A 19,189-nucleotide genomic window follows, 5' to 3' on the forward strand; every position below is an offset into this window, starting at 1 on the left:
GCGCCACGCCATAATCGATCGTAGTGACCGCCTCTCCTTCCTTGAAATTTCCCTCACCGACGATGTCTCGGATTTTGGCAGTGAATTCGGGTTTCAGGCGGTGCATTGGACAGATCCTGGCGATGGCATCGGGAAGGAGGGAGAGGCCGGTCTTGGAAGGTTCAGGGCATTTAGGCGTGAAGCGTGCCGTTTTTCTTCGCCGTCCAGGTGGCGATGTAGTCCATCAAGGCGGGGTTGAGGCAGTCGTAGGGCGCGAGATCGAGCTCCCGCAGCCGGGTCCGAACGCCGTCCATCTGCGCCGGGTCATAGCCGCTTTCGATGATCGAGGAGACGAAGGCAGCAAAGCCAGGTTTTGCCCAGCCCTGCTCCTTAAAACGCTCCGGGTGCACGAATGACAGGCCCTTAAACGGATGATCACGCTCGACCGGGCCGTACATATGCACGCCGCATGCCTTGCAGGCGTGGCGCTGGATGAGTGCGGCCGGATCGACGACCGCGAGCTTGTCGCCGTTTTCGACGATCTCGACATTGTCCGTCGAGGCGACGGCGACGACCGAGAAGACGGCGCCTTCGGGCTTCCAGCACTTGGTGCAGCCGCAGGCGTGGTTGTGGGCAATGTCGCCCTTGATGCGGACTTTGACCGGGTTGCTTGCGCAGTTGCAGACGAGCGTACCGCCGGAAAAGGCGGCATCAGTCGCTTTGAACCCGCTATCGACGGACGGATGTATCGCGATGCTTGGCATGGGTTTCTCCTCCTTCATAGCCGTCGCGGTATGCGCGGCCGATAACAGGCACCGCCAGCGTTGGCGCGGCGGTGCAATGCATGGATTGCGAGGTGCAGGCGGTCTTGAACCCGCCCTCAGTATACCACGACGCCGCGGATGCTCTCACCCTTGTGCATGAGTTCGAAGCCATGGTTGATGTCCTCAAGCGGCATCGTATGCGTGATCATCGGGTCGATCTGGATCTTGCCGTCCATGTACCAGTCGACGATCTTGGGAACGTCGGTGCGGCCGCGCGCGCCGCCGAAGGCGGTGCCCATCCAGTTGCGGCCGGTGACGAGCTGGAACGGGCGCGTCGAGATCTCCTGGCCCGCGCCGGCAACGCCGATTATGACCGATTTGCCCCAGCCGCGATGCGATGATTCCAGCGCCTGGCGCATCACCTTGGTGTTGCCCGTGCAGTCGAACGTGTAGTCCGCGCCGCCGATCAGGTCGTTGCCCCGCTTCGTCATGTTGACGAGATAGGGCACGATGTCGTCGCCCACTTCCTTGGGATTGACGAAATGCGTCATGCCGAATTTTTCGCCCCATTCCTTGCGGTCGGGGTTGATGTCGACGCCGATGATCATGTCCGCACCTGCAAGGCGCAGACCCTGCAGTACGTTGAGGCCGATGCCGCCGAGGCCGAAGACGATCGCCGTCGAGCCGATTTCGACCTTGGCCGTGTTGATGACGGCGCCGATGCCGGTCGTGACACCGCAGCCGATGTAGCAGACCTTGTCGAAGGGCGCGTCCGGATTGATCTTGGCAAGCGCGATCTCCGGCAGAACGGTGAAGTTCGAGAAGGTCGAGCAGCCCATGTAATGGTGGATCTTGTCCTTGCCGATCGAGAAGCGCGAGGTGCCATCGGGCATCAGACCCTGGCCCTGGGTGGCGCGGATCGAGGTGCAGAGATTGGTTTTGCGGCTGGTGCAGGAATAACATTCGCGGCATTCCGGCGTGTAGAGCGGAATGACGTGGTCGCCTTTCTTGACCGAGGTGACGCCCGGGCCGACATCGACGACGATACCCGCGCCTTCATGGCCGAGAATGGCGGGGAACAGGCCTTCCGGGTCGGCGCCCGAGAGCGTGAAATCGTCGGTGTGGCAGATGCCCGTCGCCTTCACCTCGACCAGCACTTCGCCGGCGCGCGGGCCTTCGAGCTGTACGGTCATGATTTCAAGCGGTTTTCCGGCCTGAACGGCAACGGCGGCGCGTACGTCCATGGTCTTTTCCTTCCAGAGTGTCCGTCGTTTCAGAGGTTTGGCTATCGCGGCAGGTAGCGCGTCAGGCGGGCTTCCAGCAGCCGGACGAGGGTGATCAGCACCAGATTGATCAGGAGGTAGAGAACGCCGGCGATGGCGAAGACCTCCAAGATCGCATAGGTCTGACTCATCAGGCGTTTTGCATGGCCGGTGATTTCCAGAACGGTGATGGTCGAGGCAAGGCTCGTTCCCTTGACGACGAGCACGAGTTCGTTGCCGTAGGCCGGCAAGGCTTGCCTTATGGCGAGCGGAAAGGTGATCCGGCGAAAGCATAGGAGCCGCGACATGCCGCAGGCCTGCGCCGCCTCGACCAGCCCGCCCGGGATCGACAGGAGGCCGCCGCGCAGGATTTCCGACGTATAGGCGGCGGTGTTGAGCGCCAGCGCCATCACGGCGCAATGAACGCCATCGCCGATGACCCACCATAAGATAGGGTTGTCCCGCACGAAGGGGATCTGGCCGAGGCCGTAGTAGAAGAGGAAGAGCTGAACCAGAAGCGGCGTGCCGCGGAAAACGGTGCTGTAGCCCTTGGCGAAACCGCTGACGAACCGGTTTTTCGACAGCCGCATGACGGCGAGCGCAAGCCCGAGATTGAAGCCGACGGCGACCGAGGTGAGCGTCAGCAGAGCGGTTAGCCACAGTCCCTTGGCGAGCGTTGGCACGGCGAGCCGGATGAGGTCGAGATCCATGGCCTATGTCCTCGTATGGGGGCGCAGAAGGCGCTCGATCCGGTCGAAACCACCCTGGCTGACCAGCGTGATGGCGAGATAGACGACAGCCGCGATCAAGTAGAAAATGAAGGGATGGCGGGTGGAACCGGCGCCGACGAAGGCCGCACGCATCAGTTCCTGCAGGCCGACGACGGAGACGAGGGCTGTATCCTTGATGGTCGTCTGCCAGACATTGTTCATGCCGGGCACGGCAATCCTCAGCATCTGCGGTGCGATGATCCGGCGGAAGATGCGCCGGCCGGGAATGCCGAGCGCCCGCGCCGCCTCGATATGACCGCCGGGAATGGCGGCAAGCGCGCCGCGCACGACCTCGGTGGAATAGGCGCCCGATATGGCCGCGATCGCGATGACGGCGATGATGAAGGCATAGCCGTTGCCGGCCAGTCCTTCATAGCCGAAGGCGGCGGCGACCTGCGCCACGAATTCGACAGAGGAAAAGAAGAGCAGATAGATGATCAGGAGTTCCGGCACGCCGCGAACGATCGACGTGTAGAAATCCACCGCCAGCGTCAGCGGGAAGAGCCGCGCCCATTTGATCAGGCCGCAGGCAATGCCGATGACAATACCGAAGGCCATGCTCGCGACACCGACGGCGATGGTGATCGCCGCGCCGCGCAGGATTGCGGCGATCCAGCCGCCCTCCCATACCTGCCATAATCCAAATTCCATCGGACCCGCCCAAACCTGTCTGTTGTCCTGTCGGAGGCAATGTCTCCCGGACGATATCCGGGAGACACCATGTCGGCGTTACTTGCAGGGGCGGGAAATGTCCGTCTTGAACCAGGTCTGGCTCGCCTTGCCGATCGAACCGTCGGCGACCAGTTCGCAGAGCGCCTTGTCGATGCGGGCCTTCAGTTCGGTGTTTTCCTGGGCGATGCCGACGCCGATGCCTTCGCCAAGCGTCGGATCGGACGAGCTGGCGATCTTGACGTCGACCAGCTGGAAATCCTTGCCCTCGGGCTTGGCGAGGAAGTCATCCAGCGCCGACTTGTCGGAGAAGGCCACATCGATGCGGCCGCTGGCCAGGTCGATCTGCATCTGGTCGAGCGTGTCATAGGTCTTCAGGTCGGCGTTCGGCACGTTCTTCTCAAGATAGTGGGCGTGGGTCGTACCGGCCTGCACGCCGACCTTCTTGCCGTCGAGCGCCTTGATCAGGCTGTCGAAATCCTTGATGCTGGCAAGGTCGGACGTCTTCGGGGCGACGAACATGTTGGCGAGTTCGGCGTAGCCGATGGAGAAGTTGATCTCCTTCTTGCGGTCTTCCGTGATGGACATGCCCGAGATGATGATGTCGAAGCGCTTGGCCTTCAGCGCCGGAATGAGGCCGTCGAAGGCCTGGACGACGAACTGGCATTTCATCTCCAGCTTGGCGCAGAGCAGGTTGCCGACATCGGCGTCGAAGCCGGTGACGTTACCGACCGCATCGGCCATGCTCCACGGCGGATAGGCGCCTTCCGTTCCAATCGACAATTCGCCTTCCGCGGCCTGCGCCGTCGTGAGACACGCGGCAAAGGCGGTGGCGAGCAACATACTTTTCAGTTTCATGTTCTGGTTCCCCATGTTGAGCTTCGTTGTGGGCGGGTGAGGCCGGCGGCAGTCAGAACGTCCGGGCCAGGAACTGGCGCATGCGTTCGGAGCGCGGATTGGTGAAAACCTCCGCCGGGGCACCCTCTTCCTCCACCTTTCCCTGATGGAGGAAGAGGATCTTGTGCGAGACCTCGCGCGCGAACTGCATTTCGTGCGTCACGAGGATCATCGTGTTTCCTTCTTCGGCCAGTTGCCGGATCACCCGCAGCACCTCGCCGACCAGCTCGGGATCGAGCGCGGAGGTCGGTTCGTCGAGCAGGATGAGTTTCGGGCGCATCGCAAGCGTGCGGGCGATGGCGGCGCGCTGCTGCTGGCCACCCGAGAGCTGGCCGGGATATTGGGCGTGCTTGTCGGAGAGGCCGACCTTCTTCAGCAGAGCATGGGCATGATCGACGGCCGCCTGCCGCTCTTCCTTCAGCACATGCAGCGGCGCCTCGACGATGTTCTCGAGCACGGTCATATGCGGCCAGAGATTGAAGTTCTGGAACACCATGCCGACCCGCGAGCGGATGCGCTCGACCTGCCGCATGTCGGCCGGAACAGCACCCCCGTCCGCCGTCTTCTTCATGCGGATTTCCTCGCCGTCGATGACGATCCGCCCGTCGTTCGGCTGTTCGAGCAGGTTGATGCACCGCAGGAACGTGCTTTTCCCCGAGCCGGAGGAGCCGATCATCGACACGACCTCGCCCGGCTGAGCGGAAACGCTGACGCCGTTCAGCACTGGGAGATTGCCGAAACGCTTGTGGATGCCGTGCACTTCGATCGCCGGTCGTTCGGCAAGCCGCGGGCCGTTGACGTCGGGGTGGGCGACGACGGTCACCGTTGCCGCGGCCGGAACGGGTTTTTCAAGGCTGGCACCGTCAACCGCCTTGAGATCGGCGAAGGCGCGGTCGAAATGGCGCAGCGACGCGGCAAGGCACGTGCGCTGCCAGTCCGCATCCTCGGGAATGAAGGCAGCACGCAGGGTTTCCTTGATCCTGCCGCCGAGCGGCGTATCGACCTTGCCGAACAGGTGAAGCCAGTTGTCCGCCTGGACCGCGTCTGAAACGGTGGCGCCGTCCAGCGTGCCGCACTCGACCACCATCGGCAGGACGCGGGCCTTGGGCAGCGCGGTCCGCACGGCCGCCGAAACGTAGCCGGTCGCCGTCGCGGCAATGCCGGTATCGGTCGTCGCATTCGCGCCGGTGACGACGACGGAAAGGGCGGGGCCGAAGATGCTCCGTCCCCGGTCCAGTCCGGCATGCTCGCTTTCGGCGACCGACAGCAGCGCCGGATAGCCGTAGGGACCGGCACCGGTGTGCAGGTCGAAAACGACGACTTCGGCCGCCTGCTGCGCAAAGGTTGTGAGGATGTCGATCAGGGTGCGGTTGGACCAGACGGGACCATCGCCGCCATAGAACAATCCATCCGGAAAGTCGTATTGGCCGGCCTCGATGATCGGAGCAAGGCCGGCATAGCCGCCGGAACGCCGCTTGGCCTCCTCATAGGCCTCCCTTGCCGCGTCGTGCGCCGGCCCTTCCAGGGCGGGACAGACGAGCGCGGCGTGCAGGGCGCGATACCGCTCGTTTTTCGGCGGCGCCTTCTGCCAGTCGATGAAGTTGCGGTTGAGGTCGACATTGTCTTCATTCACCCGGCGCGACCATGCGGTGCCCCAGGGGTTGATGAGGTGGATCGCGAGGACTGCGGTGTCGTCAGGAAGCTGCCAGGGCGTGTTCTGGGCGAGCCAGGCGGTCTGGCAGGCCGAACCGAACGGACCTTCGACCCCGTGGGTGCCGGAAATCAGCACCATGAGCTTGCGGGCATCGTTGCGTCCGAGATAGGCGACATCGGTCGCAAGCCGCTCACCGTCAGGGCCATGCAGCGGGTGCAGATATTCGACGAGGCTCGCCCCGGCGGCGCGCGCAGCAGTGAGGAACCGGGCGCGCAGAGCGGAATAGTCGCCGGAAAAGAGACCGGATGGCGTCAATGAGGACATGCGATGTGGCTCCCGGTTCGCTTTGGGCAGACTGGCGTTTGCGCTCATGGTTCGTTCCCTTGGGCCGTTGATCGGCCCCTGTTCTGTCCTGTTCGGTTGGCGTGGCGCTGCGGCGTGTCACTCCTTGGCGAGAGCGGTCAGCGCCTCGATGAAACGGTCGTTTTCGGAGCGGCTGCCGATCGTCACACGGATGAAGGTTTCGTAGCCGGCTTCCTTCCACGGCTTGATGATGATCCCCTTCGACAGGAAGTGATCCAGCGCTGCCCGGCTGTCCCAGCCGACGTCGATGAAGAGGAAATTCGTCTGCGATCCGGCGACGCGAAAGCCGAGGGCCGTGACGATCCGGGAAACGCGCTGCCGTTCCTGCTTCAATGCGGCGACCGATGTGCGCATCCACGCTTCGTCCTCCAGCGCGGCAAGGGCGGCGATCTGTGCGGCGGCATTGACGTTGAACGGCGTCTTGGCGGCGGTCATGGCACGCGCCAGGCGCAGGTCCGACGTCACGGCATAGCCGACACGCAGGCCGGCAAGCCCATAGGCCTTGGAAAAGGTCCGCAGTACCACCCAGGAGAGGTCTGTCTGCGCGAGGGCGGCAAGCCCGTCCGGTATTTCGTCGTCGGTGAATTCGAAATAGGCCTCGTCCAGCACGAGCAACGTTTGTGGCGTAACCGCCGCGAGAATGCGCTTCAGGCCGTCACGGTCGAGCGCCGGCCCGACGGGATTGGACGGCGACGAGAGAAAGAAGATCGCCGGTTTGCGCGTAAGCATTGCCACGATCGCGGGGATATCGAAATTGAGGTCCGCCCGCATGGCGACCTTCTCGACCCGCGCGCCGTTGGCAAGCGCCTCGATCTCGTGAAGGCCGAAGCCGGGACAGAGCGTTGCGACGGTGGCGTCGGGGCGAAGGATGGCGCGGCACACCGCAGCTATCATCTCCTCCGAGCCGTTGCCGACGACGATGCGTTCCGTGGGAACGCCGAGCTTGTGGCTGAGTGCCGTGCGCAGCGTCGTGCAGGCCGGATCGCAATACCGCGCGGGATTGAGGCCGGCGAGGGCGGCGGCGACCTTCGGCGAGCAGCCGTCCGGGTTCTCGTTGCTGGCAAGGGCGGCGATGTCCTGCCGGCCGCTGTGCTTCTGCGCGGCGGCGATGTTCATGCCGGCATTGTAGGGCGGCAGTCCGGCGACATGCGGATTGAGCGGAATTTCCTCTCGGAGCAGTTTCGTCACGCGTTCTCCTTCGGGTGGCAAGGCACCCCTTGGTTCAAGCTGCGGCCTGTTGTTCAAAGCCGCTACAGATCGAGCACGAGCGATGTTTTCGGCCGGGTGCAGCACAGCAGCACTCGATCCTGCGGCACCACGTCGAGCGGTTCCTCGAAATAATCGACTTCTCCGGAGACGAGCCCCTGTTCGCAGGTTCCGCAGACCCCCGCGCGACAGGAGAATTCCGGTTCGATGCCCTGCGCTTCCAGAAATGCGAGGATGGATTCACTCGTGCCGTCCCAGGCGAGCCGGCGCCCGGATTTCTGAAGAACGATATGGGGTCCGTCGCCTGCGGTGGAACTGTCGGCCGCGGGCGGCTTCACACGTTGCACTATTGTCTGCGCGGCTTCCGTGAGGAGGCTTGCCGGGCCGAAGAATTCATAGGCGATGCGTTCCTTGCGGACGCCGAGACCGATGAGGATGGTGTAGAGCGCCTGCATGAAGGGCGGCGGGCCGCACATGTATATGTCGTAATCGTCGAGCGGCAGAAGCTGCTGGAGCGTGGCGCGCGTCAGGAACCCTTGCGAATGGCACCGCGTCGCGTCGAGGCTGGCGCTTTCTGCGAAGCGGTAGCAGAAATGCACGGTAACGCCGGGCCTGAGGGCGGCAAGTTGCTCGACCTCGTCGCGTAACGCGTGGACGGCCCCGCTGTCGCAGGCGTGGATGAACCAGACGGGCCGGTCGCTTTCCCGCGCCAACACATCGAGCATCGAGACCGTCGGCGTCAGCCCGACGCCACCGGAAAGCAGCACGACGGGCCGTGTGCTCGTCGCGTCCAGCTTGAACGCGCCGCGCGGCAGGTCGATCTCGACAACGGCGCCAGGCTCGATCTCGTCATGCAGCCAGCACGAACTCACACCCGCCGGAACATCCTGCGAGGGTGCGGCCTCACGCTTCACGGTGATTCGGTACGTGCCCTCCTCGCGCGGAGACGAGGAGACCGTATAGTTGCGCAGGACATGGCCACCCTCACGGTCGGGGACCCGTATCGTGAGGAACTGTCCGGCCTCGAACGGCCGCCAGTGCTGCCGGTCGAGAGGGGCAAGGCGGAAAGACGTGATGGTAGAGCTTTCACGCACCTTCGCGATGACTTCGAAGGGGCGGAAGCGCGAGGCCGCGGCGTCCTGCATTCGGGCAATCCTTACTCTGCCGCTTCGCTGGCAGGCCCGGCTTTCGCCTCGGCGGCGATCATCTGGGCCAGCTTGCGGCGGAAGCGCATCGGGCCGACGTCGATCTTCAGGTCGAGGTTCGGCGTCTGCTTGTTCGCCATCCCTTGATGGACCGCTTCCAGCACGACGCGGTCTTCCTCGAAGGCGCCGCGCACGGACTTGGCGAAGCGCGCCGAGACCTCGGCGTCGTCGGGCGCGAAATTGCGCATCTGGAACCAGTAGTATTTGGTGCGGTTCTCATCGACCGGTGTCATGAAGTTGTAGCTGTCCATGAGGAAGGTGTTGTCCGGCAGTGCGCGGCCTTCGCCGCCCGTGTGGGCCGGCGCGAAGATTGCCTTGATGATGGCGTTGCTCGGATAGCGGACTTCATAGTGCTGCTTGCGGTCCGTATTGCCCTCGAACTGCAGGAAGGGGGCATAAAAGGGCGCCGGTTCGGAGTCGATCATCCAGCGCCAAACGGTCACTCCATCGTCTTTCACGGTCGTTTCCAGCGGCGTTTCCTCGCAGGCCGAGCTTGCGAAGGACGACTGATGGACCCAGGCGACATGGGACGGATCGAGCAGGTTGTCGGTCATGTAGAGGTAGTTGCAGTTGAGCGTCATGGACTCGCCGCGATTGATGCCCCACGCCGGGTCGTCGAAATACTCGACCTCGAAAATATCCTTCGGGTCCGCCTTGTCGGCTTCACCCATCCATATCCAGAGCAGGCCGTAGCGCTCGTGGACCGGGTAGGAACGCACCTTGGCGACATGGGGAATGCGCTCTGCGCCCGGAACGCGCGTGCAGGCGCCCGAACAGTCGAAGGTAAGGCCGTGATAGCCGCATTCCACGTCGTCGCCCTTGATGCGGCCCATGGAGAGCGGCAGCTTGCGATGGGGACACGCATCTTCCAAGGCGGCCGCCTGACCGTCCTGCCTGCGGTAGAGGACAATGTTTTCGCCGAGGACGGTGACGGGCTTCAGCGCGCGGCTTACCTCGTGATCCCAGGCCGCGACGTACCAGGCATTCTTGAGAAACATCTCGCTCTCCTTGCGTTTTGATAAGCGAATGTTCGTTGTTTTCCCGGCGCCAACAAGTTGCCAGCTTCTGCGTTCTATTTTAGAAAATCTAAATTGGGGTGCGTTGGGGGAGGAATGCGTAACGATGTCGAATCCGTCCTTGCGCGGCTTGCAGGCCTTTGAAGCCATTGGACGATGCGGCTCGGTGAGCGCCGCTGCGGAAGACCTTGGCGTGTCGCCGGGGGCTGTCAGCCAGTTGGTGCGCAATCTGGAGCAATGTCTTGGATTGACGCTTCTGGAACGACGGGGTCGGCGGGTGGAGCTATCGTCCTGGGGACGGCTGTATTATCGCGAGGTTGCGAAGGGGTTTCAGCAGCTTTCCCATGCCGCCAATGTCCTCACGCGCGCACGCAACGAAAGCGGCATCGTGCTCAGCGCCCTGTCCTCGGTCGCCAGCCGTTGGGTCAGCCGCAAGATCTTCGATTGGCAGTCGCTCTGTCCGGGCTCGAACGTGCGCATCCTCGGCCAGGAGCAGGAGCCCCGCCTCGGCGCGGAAGAGGTGGATTTCCGCATCACCTACGGCCGGCGTTCCCACGTCCACGAACACGTTGCGACATTGTTCACGGACTGGGTCGTGCCGGTCTGTTCGCCCGCGCTCATCGCAAGCGGGGCTCCGAGCTGTCCGCAGGACATCCTCACGTTTCCCCTGCTCAATGTGGAATGGGAGGCGGACTACAAGGCGTCGCCGCAATGGAAGGATTGGGCGAGCCTCATCGATGCCGACGGCCGGCAAACGTTTTCCGGCCTTTCCTTCACCCTTTCGAGCAGCGCCATCGACGCGGCGGCTAACGGCAGAGGGTTTGTTCTTGCACAGGTTTCCATGGTGCAGGACGAGATCGCCGCCGGCAGCCTCGTCGTGCCGTTCGATATCCGCATGAAGCTGTCCGAGAGCTACTATCTGGCCTGGGACAGGACCGCCCTCGAAAAGCCGTTCGGCCAGCGGTTCCACAAATGGCTTGTTGGCATTGCTCGACAGCAGGATCAACAATCGGCGCCAACCGTTCTAACTAGCGTCCTGTCATTGCCTTGAAGGGTCGAATGGAGCCAGCAATCACGATGCATGACGGGTGGGGCTTAATTTGGATTCTCATCAAGAACTCATTCAGCGATACCATCGAATGACACCTGGGAATGCCTTTACAGCTCTGTGAGCCGCTGTGCCTGCGCCGTGATTGCGGCAATCGACACAAGCTGGTGCGTGAGGCCGGGCAGTGCGGCAGGGAAACGCCCGTCGAGGGCGGCGGTCCCAACCGTGAAGCCGGCGGCCTTGCCGCTGATGACCGCGTGAATGCGCTCCGGGCGGTCGATCGATCCGGCGACGATCACCGGTTTTCCGACAGCCTCGCAGACGGCGCTAATCAGTTCCGGAACATCGACCGCGGCGCGGTAGGCAAGCAGGTCCAGGCCGTGAACGCCCTCCCGTGCGGCCAGCATCCGGGCGCTTGCGACTATGTCCTCGGGCGCGCCTTCAAGGATGCTCGGATGGCCGGTGATCCGGCCGGGGAAGGGATAGTAACGGATGCCCGTATCTTTGATCAGAGGCAGCACGTCGTCGACATGGGTGCCGCCAAGCATATAATCGACGCCGAGGCGGAGTGCGGAGCGAACGGAGGAAAGCTCGCTTTCGCGATCGAGCGAGACGACTTCGAGATAACTCGTTGCGCCTGCCGCCTTGATCGCGCGCTGCAGGGTGGCGAGATCGTCGAAGGGCAGGCCGATATCCTTGAAACCGATATGGCGCACACCGGCGGCGATGACGGCGGGGAGTTGTTCCAGTGCATCGGGAATGGTGCGGTCGTTGCTGGTCAGCATGAAGATGAAGGCGGGATGGGCCATGTCGTTATTCCTGATCGGATGAGGTGCCGGCCAGCCGGCGGGCATAGTCGATGGCGGTCTGCAGGCTTGCGGGGTCTGCGATACCCCGGCCAGCAATATCGAACGCGGTACCGTGATCCGGGCTTGTGCGAACGAAGGGCAGGCCGAGCGTGATGTTCACGCCTCTTTCCAGCCCGAGATACTTCACCGGGATCAGCCCCTGGTCGTGATACTGGGCGACGACGATATCGAAGCGGCCATTGCGGGCCTGCATGAACACCGTATCGCCGGGCCAGGGGCCGCTGGCATCGATGCCTTCCGCGCGCGCGGCGGCAATCGCCGGGCGGATGATGCGGATCTCCTCGTCCCCGAAAAGGCCTCCTTCGCCGGCATGGGGATTGAGGCCCGCCACGGCGATGCGCGGCCTTTCGATGCCGAGCGCCCGGCCGCCCTGATGGGCAAGCCGGATTGCCGCCATCTGGGCGGGGAAATCCGCACGGCGGATCGCTTCCGCAAGCGAGCAGTGGATGGTCACGAGCACGGTACGGATATCGTCATTAGCCAGCATCATTGCCACACGCCCGCCGCCGCCATGCTCGGCCAGGATTTCGGTGTGTCCGGGATAGGATATGCCGGCGGCGGAAAGCGCCTCTTTATGGATGGGGGCGGTGACAATCCCCGCGACCTTGCCGGCCTTTGCAAGCCGGATGGCCGCGATGATGGCATCGTAGGCCATCCTGCCCGCCTCGGCGCTGACGGTGCCCATTGGAGGAAGCTTGTTGAGGGTAGAGGATGTGAGGACATTCACGGCGCCCTCCTGGAGGGGCGCTTCGGAGTGTTCGACCACATTGAGATCGAGCGTGCCGCCGAGCATGGCAATGGCTCGCGACATCGCTCTGGGATCGCCGATGACGAGATTGGCCCGCAGTTCGGGTTTCTCCAGCATCGTCCTTGCGATGATCTCGGGACCTATGCCGGTCGGATCGCCCATGGTGAGGGCGAGAGGTTTCAACAGCGTCGTCATGAATGCTTCCTTCCAATATCAAGGATGGTGTCGGCCGCGTTGCAAAGCGTCTCCGCAGAGCCGAAACCGCCGGCCTTCATGGCCAGCAGAAGGACGCGGCCGCTGGGGAATTGCGCCCTGCCGAGCGGGAAGCCGGGCTCGATTTCGCGCAAAAGCGTGAAGCTGCGGATCGACAGCCGCTCCATCAGGGCGTTCATCGTTTCCCCGCCGGTCGCGATGACCGCGTCGTAACGTTGCCGGGAAAGCGTCGTCAGGGCTTCGTCGATCAGCGTGGTCAGTACGGTTGCCGGATCGCTGGAGCGGTTTTGCGGCGCGCGAAGGCAGGCGACGGAAGCCTCGGTGTCTATCTCCACCGAACGGTCGGCGATCGCAACGCCCGTCGCCGCTAGCCTGCCGCACTGCTCGTGGCTGACCGGGTTTGCGCTGCCCACGAGCACGAGAACACGGGCGAGGGCATTTGCCTGGGGTGTATGTGTCGCCGGCGCCGAGGGTACGATCGTCGCCAGAGCCGCCGCCATGCCGGGCGAACCGACCCAGAGCGTGGATCCGCGCGGGGCAAGCGTTGCCACCCGGCGATTGAGCGTCGTTTGGCTGGTCGCGTCGAGGATGACGACCGGAGCATCCGCGATGTGCCGGCCGATCTCGGCTTCGGCAAGGTCGGCCGGAACGATGACTATCCTGCCCAGTTCCGGCTCGATCAGGTCCCTGATGGCCGATGTGCCTGCGGGGTGCACGGGATCGCGGCCATAGGCGGTCTCTGCGACGGGCATGCCATCCAGCAGCTGGATGCCGCTTATCGTGGTGCGGCCGGCCGCCGGAAAGGCCGGGGCGATGACCAGATGTTTCCGGCCGCTTGCCCGGAAGGCCGCGGCGATCTCTGACCGGATATGGCCGCGCAGTGTTGAATCGATCGTCTTGTAGAGCGTAGTGCGTTTGGCGAGTGCCGCAACGGCCCGGCCGGTCGCCTGTCCGGCCGCCGCTTCGTCCAGCATCCGGCTGCCGGTGTCGATGGACACCAGCAGCTCCCGGGTTGCCGGGTGTTCCTGCCGGCAGATGAGGGGCGCATAACCGCGCGCCAGGAAGGCGGCGGCGCCGTCCGCTGCACTCGTCAGATCGTCGGCGACGATTCCAATTCGTTCTCTTCTGTCAATTGTCTGTTCCATGCGTGAACAGTAGGCCACGGTGAAACAGGAAAAAATCGATATGATCTGACGAATATCGGTGATAAAAAATCACCAATGAAACGAGCCGAGCTTCCCTCCCTGGACGATCTGCGCGCCTTCGAGGTGGTGGCGCGTCTGGGCTCCGTGCGCGCCGCTGCGGAAGAGCTCAATCTCACCCACGGGGCCGTCAGCCGCCGGGTGGCGAAACTCTCGCTCGATACGGGTATCAGGCTCATCGAGCCTTCGGGGCGCGGGATCAGGGTGACGGTCGCCGGCGCGGAGCTTGCCGCCGCTGCGACGGGTGCCCTGTCAATGGTTTCGTCGGCACTCGTTCGATTGCGCGCGACACGTGCCGAAGCTCCCGTGGTCGTTTCCAGCGAGCGCTCGGTCGCCATGCGCTGGCTCATTCCGCGGCTCGCCGCGTTCCAGGGGCAATATCCGGAGGTGGACCTGCATCTGTCCGTCGGCGGCGGAGCCTTCGATTTCACCCGGGACCATATCACGCTGGCAATCCGGCGGCTGGATTTCTCCATCGACGCGAACTGGAGGGTCGAGGGGCTGTTCGAGGAAGCGGTCGGCCCCGTGATGCATCCCGATATGGCCGAGCGTTTCGCGGCTGGCCACTATGTAGCCCTGGCGGCGCGGACGCGGCCGGACGCGTGGCAAAAGTGGCTGTCGGCCCATCCTGATCGCGACAGGCCGGAATCCACGCGGTTTCTCGACCACCATTTCCTCATGGTGGAGGCCGCACTTGCGGGGCTTGGCGTCTGCATGTGTCCCCGGATCCTCGCGATCGACGATGTTTCCAAGGGCCGCCTCGTCGCACCGCTGGGATTTACCCCCGACGGATCGCGTTATGGCCTGATCAGCCCCGCCGCGGCGCAGGAAAGCCCCTCGGCATCCCTGTTTCGGTCATGGCTTGCCGAGACCATCGCGGCCGATCTTTCCGGTGAAGGCATGCCTCTCGCCGGCTCTTGCGGCTAGGGGTGCGTTTTCGTGCGCCGGCGGCCCGGCGCGCTCGATGATCCGGATTCCCTTGTCGGCGAGAACCTGCAGCAGCGATGACTGGTAGTCCTTGATGGCGCCGCGCAGCCAGGTCTCGAACTTACGATGCGCGACGGTCGGTGGGCGGTTCCTGTGCTTGAAGAGAAGGTAGCACTGTGCGCTGACGAGGCCGACCCGATAGGGCACGACGAAGCTGCCGGACTGGATGGGCGGCAAGGCGAGGAAACTGTCGCCGATCGTCAGCCCTCCACCCGATGCCGCGACGGAGAGGCAGAGCGTCGTTTCATTGAAGACGGTGATGTGTTGCCGGGCGCCGCCGGCGTCGATGCCGGTCAGGCCGCACCATTCCTCGAACATGTCGTAGTTCGCATCAGCCAGATAGGGCGCCTCGCAGAGCAGCTTTTCAGGCCCGAGATGGTTCGTCGCAAAATCCGGGGTGCAGACCAGCATGTCGATCCAGCGGCAGAGGACGCTTTCCTGAAATGTCTTTGAGGCAAGCGCTCCTTCGTTCGCATAGAAGATACGGAAGTCGAAATCCTCATCCTGCCGGAACACGCCGTTCCTTTCCGCGGTGATCTCGACCGAGATGCCGGGATTGGCAACGAGGAACGTGCCGATCTGGCTGGCAAGCCAGCTTGATGCGAAGTCGCGGCAGACCAGCACACGGATATGCCGCTCGTCCGGCGCCCGCCGGCTGACGGCTTCCGTCGTCGAATAGATGATCTCAAGCCCCTGCCGTAGCCCGGCGAAAAGTTCGCCGCCGGCGGGCGTCAGCTCGATTGCGTTGCCAACGCGCAGAAGCAGGGAGCGTCCGATATCGGCTTCCAGCAGCGTCACCTGCTTGGAGACGGCAGGTCGCGTCACGTGCAGTTCCTGCGCTGCGGCCGAGATGCTCTTCAGTCGCGCTACGGCTTCGAAGGCGCGCAATGCGGTCAGGGAATAGTGCCGGCGCATCGTCTTCTCCGTTACTTCAGGTTACTGAATCGGGAAAACTTGTCACTTGTCAACGGGGGAGGGGTGCCACAGTCTGGACCCATTCGAAACCACTGCATTCCGGAGACTTCCCGTGCCAAAACCCGTTCGATTTTCATCAACCGGACCAGATGGTTGGCTTGGCCTTCCCGATCTTGCGCTCGAGCATGCGGAGCTGCTTTCGGGAAAGCCGCTGGGTCTTGATCACGCCTATTTCTCGCGGCCCGAGAAGGGTGTCCGCGCCGGTATCTGGCGGTCGACGGCCTATACCGAGCGTTACGAGAACTATCCGACCGACGAGTTCATGGTCGTCCTGGAGGGCGAGGTCTCGCTGGAGGCGGAAGACTTCCAGGAGACCTATCGCAAGGGGGACAGCTTCCTCGTGCCGAAGGGGTTCAAGGGCGTGTGGCGCCAGCCGGTCGACATGCTGAAATTCTACGTGATCATCGAATAGGTCCGGCCGTGCTGAACGAAGGACGATACGACTATATCATCGTTGGCGCGGGGTCGGCCGGTTCGGTGCTGGCGAACCGTCTCGGGGAGGATCCCGCCACACGCATCCTCGTCATCGAGGCGGGTGGCAGCGAGAAGTCGATCTTCGTCGATATGCCCGCGGCTCTGTCGATCCCCATGAACACCGCCCGCTTCAACTGGGGCATGAAGACCGATCCCGAGCCCCATCTTGGCGGTCGCGAGGTGAACCTGCCGCGCGGCAAGGGTCTCGGCGGCTCCTCCTCCATCAACGGCATGTGCTGGGTTCGCGGCAATCCGATGGACTACGAACTGTGGGATGCGTTCGGCGCATCCGGCTGGCGCTGGTCGAACGTCCTGCCATACTTCCAGCGGCTGGAGGCTGTCGAAGGCGGCGGGCCGCTGCGGGGAACCGATGGTCCGGTCATGGTCCGGCGCGGCGCGGCGGCAAATCCCCTCTATGGCGCCTTCGTGGAGGCCGGCTGCCAGGCCGGGTATGCGCGTAGCGCAAACATGAACGAGCGTCAGCACGAAGGTTTCGGGCCGATGGAGATGAATGTCGGCGGCGGTCGGCGGATGGGTGCGGCACGTGCCTATCTTCGCCCGGCCGAGGCGCGCGGCAATGTCCGCATCGTCACCGGCGCCTTGGTCAATCGGGTCGTGATGGAGGGGCGACGTGCGACGGGCGTTGATTTCATGGTCGCCGGCGAACTTCGATACGCGACGGCTACGCATGAGGTCATTCTTTCCGCCGGCTCGATCATGTCGCCGGCGATCCTCAAGCGCTCGGGCATCGGACCGGCGGGGGAACTTGCCCGGCATGGCATCGCAGTCGTGGCTGATCTGCCGGAAGTCGGCGAGAATCTGATGGACCACCTGGAACTCTATCTCCAGATGGAATGCACGCAGCCTGTCAGCCTCTTTCCGACGCAAAGCCTCTGGGGCAAGGGGCGCATCGGAATCGAGTGGCTGACGATGAAGCGCGGCCTCGGCGCGACCAATCATTTCGAGACAGGCGGCCATATCCGTAGCCGCGCGGGCATCGTCTATCCCGATATCCAGTTCCATTTCCTGCCGCTCGCCATCTCCTACGATGGCAAGACGCTGGCCTCCGGCCATGGCTTCCAGGTGCATGTGGGCACCAAGCGCTCGAAGAGCCGTGGCTGGGTGCGCCTGCGTGACGGGCGGCCGGAGAGCCTGCCGCGCGTTCGCTTCAACTATATGAGCCATCCCGACGACTGGGACGAGTTCCGCGCCTGCATCCGCCTGTCGCGGGAGATTTTCGACCAGCCGGCCTTCGCGCCCTATCGGGGCCGGGAACTGGCGCCGGGGGCCGCGGTGGAGGATGACGAGGCGCTCGATCATTTCCTCAAGGCGAAGCTGGAAAGCGCCTATCACCCTTGCGGCACCTGCCGCATGGGAACGGACGACGGCGCGGTCACCGACCCGCAAGGGCGCGTTCGCGGCATCGCGTCACTACGGGTGGTCGATGCTTCCCTGATGCCGCAGGCGACCGCCGGCGATCTCAACGCGCCGACCCTCGTTCTGGCGGAGCGGATGGCCGACCTGATCCGCGGCCGGCATCTGCCGGAGGCGACGGATGCCCCGCTATTGGCCGATCCGCACTGGCGCACCCGCCAGCGGGGCGCCGCCATTACCCGGGATTATGCGCGGGAGCGGGACGCGCTCGCGGCGGCGCTGCTGGCAAATGCTCGCGGCGAGCCTGTACCGGCCGACGCCATGTGATGTGCATGCCATCGCGCGCAAGGAACAGAGGGAGGAAAGCATGAAGGGCATTGAAGGAAAAACCGCATTGTCGCGCCGGCAGTTCCTCGGCGCCGGCGCCTTCGCGTTCGCCATGCCCGCCATCATCGGGCGTGCTTCCGTGGCTTCGGCCAAAACGAGTTTTGCGGGCGAGGAACTGATCGTGGTCCCCTGGTCTGGCAATTACGAGACCGTCTTCAAGGAGACGGTGGTCGACCCGTTCAACGCGCAATACGGCACCCGCGTCGAAAGCGTCGGCGGCTGGGACCAGATGGTGCCGCAGATCCTCGCCGCACCGGCCGACAATCCGCCTTTCGACATCACGATCACGGAAGAGGCCATCACGCTTCAGGGTGTTGCGGAGAAGATCTGGCTTAAGAACAACAGGGCCGCCCTTCCCAACCTCGATGCGGTTTATCCCTATTTCGCCGAAACACGGCCGGGAGCCGAGGACTACGGCGTGCCCTTTGCCGGCGGCACCTGCATGCTGATGCTGCGCAAGTCCCTCGACCTTTCTCCCAGCAGTTGGTCGCTTCTGTGGGAGGACAGGCTTGCGGGCAAGACAACACTGGACGGCTCCTCCTGGTGGTGGACGCTTTCCGTGGCGGCCCTGAAGCAGGGCGCGAAGCTCGATGCGCTCTATTCGACGACGAGCGCCGAACCTTTCTTCGCCGAACTCGACAGGCTGAAGGTCGCCCGCTGGTACATGACCGGCGCGGAGCAGGCGGCCGTGCTGAACCAGGGCGAGGCGGATGCTGCACTCACCTATTCGTCTGATGCCTTCACTTTTCTGCAGGACAGTCCCGACGAGTACATCGCCGCGGTGCCGGACGAGGGCACATCGGCATGGACGGACTGGTTCGTGAAGGTCCGCGGCACGCGCCACGGCGATCTCGCCGACCTCTTTTCCAACTACCTTCTGGCGAAGGAAACCCAAGACCGCTTCCTCGCGAAATCCATGGTCTTCATGTCGCGCCGGGATGTCGCCGTGCCGGCCCATTGGCACAACTATCCGCGCTCGAATGAAGATCTCCATCGCATGTTCCAGCTCATCACCATGAAGGGCTGGGGCGAGATCAACGCGGATTATCAGGCCTTCGACAGCAGGATGAAAATGACAATCGCCCGGTCGTCCGGCCGCTAGCGGCCGTTCGGCAAACGCTCATCGC

The 19,189-nt window shown here is 63.7% G+C and carries 18 protein-coding genes and 1 pseudogene; 5 read left to right on the forward strand and 14 right to left on the reverse strand.

The genetic code is table 11. The annotated features are described in order from the left end of the window. Window positions 1-170 precede the first annotated feature (170 nt). The 10 genes and pseudogenes from gfa to ACOZK4_RS00770 form a co-directional block, all read right to left on the reverse strand. A complete protein-coding gene (gene gfa, locus ACOZK4_RS00725; protein ID WP_421589899.1) occupies window positions 171-743 on the reverse strand; it encodes an S-(hydroxymethyl)glutathione synthase in 573 nt (190 codons plus the stop codon). 116 nt (window positions 744-859) lie between these two features. After that, on the reverse strand, window positions 860-1,987 hold the full coding sequence (locus tag ACOZK4_RS00730; protein ID WP_421589900.1) for an S-(hydroxymethyl)glutathione dehydrogenase/class III alcohol dehydrogenase: 1,128 nt from the start codon (window positions 1,985-1,987) through the stop codon (window positions 860-862). Between the two features lie 41 nt (window positions 1,988-2,028). Further along, window positions 2,029-2,715 (reverse strand): ABC transporter permease, encoded by a 687-nt coding sequence (locus ACOZK4_RS00735; protein WP_421589901.1) that lies wholly within the window; start codon window positions 2,713-2,715, stop codon window positions 2,029-2,031. A gap of 3 nt (window positions 2,716-2,718) precedes the next feature. After that, complete coding sequence (locus ACOZK4_RS00740) at window positions 2,719-3,426, reverse strand: ABC transporter permease (protein ID WP_421589902.1); 708 nt, start codon at window positions 3,424-3,426, stop codon at window positions 2,719-2,721. 78 nt (window positions 3,427-3,504) lie between these two features. After that, window positions 3,505-4,302, reverse strand: a complete 798-nt coding sequence (locus tag ACOZK4_RS00745) for a transporter substrate-binding domain-containing protein (RefSeq protein ID WP_421589903.1) — start codon at window positions 4,300-4,302, stop codon at window positions 3,505-3,507. A 52-nt stretch (window positions 4,303-4,354) separates the two neighbouring features. Further along, on the reverse strand, window positions 4,355-5,164 hold the full coding sequence (locus ACOZK4_RS00750) for an ABC transporter ATP-binding protein (RefSeq protein ID WP_421589950.1): 810 nt from the start codon (window positions 5,162-5,164) through the stop codon (window positions 4,355-4,357). A gap of 150 nt (window positions 5,165-5,314) precedes the next feature. Next, window positions 5,315-6,367, reverse strand: a pseudogene (locus tag ACOZK4_RS00755) (DUF2817 domain-containing protein); the annotation flags it as partial. A 69-nt stretch (window positions 6,368-6,436) separates the two neighbouring features. Further along, entirely contained in the window at window positions 6,437-7,546 is a 1,110-nt protein-coding gene (gene hisC, locus ACOZK4_RS00760) for a histidinol-phosphate transaminase (protein ID WP_421589904.1), read from the reverse strand. A 62-nt stretch (window positions 7,547-7,608) separates the two neighbouring features. Then, window positions 7,609-8,709: a 2Fe-2S iron-sulfur cluster-binding protein gene (locus tag ACOZK4_RS00765; protein WP_421589905.1), complete on the reverse strand. Its 1,101-nt coding sequence runs from the start codon at window positions 8,707-8,709 to the stop codon at window positions 7,609-7,611. An 11-nt stretch (window positions 8,710-8,720) separates the two neighbouring features. Further along, window positions 8,721-9,767, reverse strand: a complete 1,047-nt coding sequence (locus ACOZK4_RS00770) for a Rieske 2Fe-2S domain-containing protein (RefSeq protein ID WP_421589906.1) — start codon at window positions 9,765-9,767, stop codon at window positions 8,721-8,723. A 124-nt stretch (window positions 9,768-9,891) separates the two neighbouring features. On the opposite strand from ACOZK4_RS00770, the gene ACOZK4_RS00775 reads away from it, so the two are divergent. Continuing rightward, a complete protein-coding gene (locus ACOZK4_RS00775; protein WP_421589951.1) occupies window positions 9,892-10,836 on the forward strand; it encodes a LysR family transcriptional regulator in 945 nt (314 codons plus the stop codon). Window positions 10,837-10,943: 107 nt separating this feature from the next. On the opposite strand, the gene ACOZK4_RS00780 is transcribed toward ACOZK4_RS00775, so the two are convergent. Genes ACOZK4_RS00780 through ACOZK4_RS00790 form a run of 3 tightly spaced genes read right to left on the reverse strand, consistent with a single transcriptional unit; the run spans window position 10,944 to window position 13,808 of the window. After that, window positions 10,944-11,642 carry a 4-hydroxythreonine-4-phosphate dehydrogenase gene (locus tag ACOZK4_RS00780; RefSeq protein ID WP_421589907.1) on the reverse strand — a complete coding sequence of 233 codons (699 nt, stop codon included), beginning with the start codon at window positions 11,640-11,642 and terminating at the stop codon, window positions 10,944-10,946. Window positions 11,643-11,646: 4 nt separating this feature from the next. Beyond that, the gene (gene pdxA / locus ACOZK4_RS00785; RefSeq protein ID WP_421589908.1) at window positions 11,647-12,645 is read right to left on the reverse strand and encodes a 4-hydroxythreonine-4-phosphate dehydrogenase PdxA; all 999 of its coding nucleotides are present in this window, start codon (window positions 12,643-12,645) and stop codon (window positions 11,647-11,649) included. Then, window positions 12,642-13,808, reverse strand: a complete 1,167-nt coding sequence (locus tag ACOZK4_RS00790; protein ID WP_421589909.1) for a four-carbon acid sugar kinase family protein — start codon at window positions 13,806-13,808, stop codon at window positions 12,642-12,644. The genes pdxA and ACOZK4_RS00790 overlap by 4 nt, the downstream gene beginning before the upstream one ends. Before the next feature lie 75 nt (window positions 13,809-13,883). On the opposite strand from ACOZK4_RS00790, the gene ACOZK4_RS00795 reads away from it, so the two are divergent. Then, window positions 13,884-14,792 carry a LysR family transcriptional regulator gene (locus ACOZK4_RS00795; protein ID WP_421589910.1) on the forward strand — a complete coding sequence of 303 codons (909 nt, stop codon included), beginning with the start codon at window positions 13,884-13,886 and terminating at the stop codon, window positions 14,790-14,792. Here ACOZK4_RS00795 and ACOZK4_RS00800 read toward each other — a convergent pair. Further along, window positions 14,721-15,767, reverse strand: a complete 1,047-nt coding sequence (locus ACOZK4_RS00800) for a LysR family transcriptional regulator (RefSeq protein ID WP_421589911.1) — start codon at window positions 15,765-15,767, stop codon at window positions 14,721-14,723. The genes ACOZK4_RS00795 and ACOZK4_RS00800 overlap by 72 nt on opposite strands. Before the next feature lie 112 nt (window positions 15,768-15,879). Between ACOZK4_RS00800 and ACOZK4_RS00805 the strand changes: the two genes are divergently transcribed. Genes ACOZK4_RS00805 through ACOZK4_RS00815 form a run of 3 tightly spaced genes read left to right on the forward strand, consistent with a single transcriptional unit; the run spans window position 15,880 to window position 19,164 of the window. After that, window positions 15,880-16,239 (forward strand): cupin domain-containing protein, encoded by a 360-nt coding sequence (locus ACOZK4_RS00805; RefSeq protein WP_313524594.1) that lies wholly within the window; start codon window positions 15,880-15,882, stop codon window positions 16,237-16,239. Window positions 16,240-16,247: 8 nt separating this feature from the next. Continuing rightward, entirely contained in the window at window positions 16,248-18,002 is a 1,755-nt protein-coding gene (locus ACOZK4_RS00810; RefSeq protein WP_313524596.1) for a choline dehydrogenase, read from the forward strand. A 40-nt stretch (window positions 18,003-18,042) separates the two neighbouring features. After that, window positions 18,043-19,164, forward strand: a complete 1,122-nt coding sequence (locus ACOZK4_RS00815) for an ABC transporter substrate-binding protein (protein ID WP_313524599.1) — start codon at window positions 18,043-18,045, stop codon at window positions 19,162-19,164. The last annotated feature ends 25 nt before the right edge of the window (window positions 19,165-19,189 follow it).

This window comes from Shinella sp. M27 (assembly GCF_049199905.1).
In the GTDB taxonomy this organism is placed as follows: domain Bacteria; phylum Pseudomonadota; class Alphaproteobacteria; order Rhizobiales; family Rhizobiaceae; genus Shinella.

Bases quoted from the DNA above. Each gene is read 5' to 3' on its own strand.
- gfa (WP_421589899.1), bottom strand. From the start codon at position 743: ATGCCAAGCATCGCGATACATCCGTCCGTCGATAGCGGGTTCAAAGCG.
- ACOZK4_RS00730 (WP_421589900.1), bottom strand. From the start codon at position 1,987: ATGGACGTACGCGCCGCCGTTGCCGTTCAGGCCGGAAAACCGCTTGAA.
- ACOZK4_RS00735 (WP_421589901.1), bottom strand. From the start codon at position 2,715: ATGGATCTCGACCTCATCCGGCTCGCCGTGCCAACGCTCGCCAAGGGA.
- ACOZK4_RS00740 (WP_421589902.1), bottom strand. From the start codon at position 3,426: ATGGAATTTGGATTATGGCAGGTATGGGAGGGCGGCTGGATCGCCGCA.
- ACOZK4_RS00745 (WP_421589903.1), bottom strand. From the start codon at position 4,302: ATGAAACTGAAAAGTATGTTGCTCGCCACCGCCTTTGCCGCGTGTCTC.
- ACOZK4_RS00765 (WP_421589905.1), bottom strand. From the start codon at position 8,709: ATGCAGGACGCCGCGGCCTCGCGCTTCCGCCCCTTCGAAGTCATCGCG.
- ACOZK4_RS00770 (WP_421589906.1), bottom strand. From the start codon at position 9,767: ATGTTTCTCAAGAATGCCTGGTACGTCGCGGCCTGGGATCACGAGGTA.
- ACOZK4_RS00775 (WP_421589951.1), top strand. From the start codon at position 9,892: ATGTCGAATCCGTCCTTGCGCGGCTTGCAGGCCTTTGAAGCCATTGGA.
- ACOZK4_RS00780 (WP_421589907.1), bottom strand. From the start codon at position 11,642: ATGGCCCATCCCGCCTTCATCTTCATGCTGACCAGCAACGACCGCACC.
- pdxA (WP_421589908.1), bottom strand. From the start codon at position 12,645: ATGACGACGCTGTTGAAACCTCTCGCCCTCACCATGGGCGATCCGACC.
- ACOZK4_RS00790 (WP_421589909.1), bottom strand. From the start codon at position 13,808: ATGGAACAGACAATTGACAGAAGAGAACGAATTGGAATCGTCGCCGAC.
- ACOZK4_RS00795 (WP_421589910.1), top strand. From the start codon at position 13,884: ATGAAACGAGCCGAGCTTCCCTCCCTGGACGATCTGCGCGCCTTCGAG.
- ACOZK4_RS00800 (WP_421589911.1), bottom strand. From the start codon at position 15,767: ATGCGCCGGCACTATTCCCTGACCGCATTGCGCGCCTTCGAAGCCGTA.
- ACOZK4_RS00815 (WP_313524599.1), top strand. From the start codon at position 18,043: ATGAAGGGCATTGAAGGAAAAACCGCATTGTCGCGCCGGCAGTTCCTC.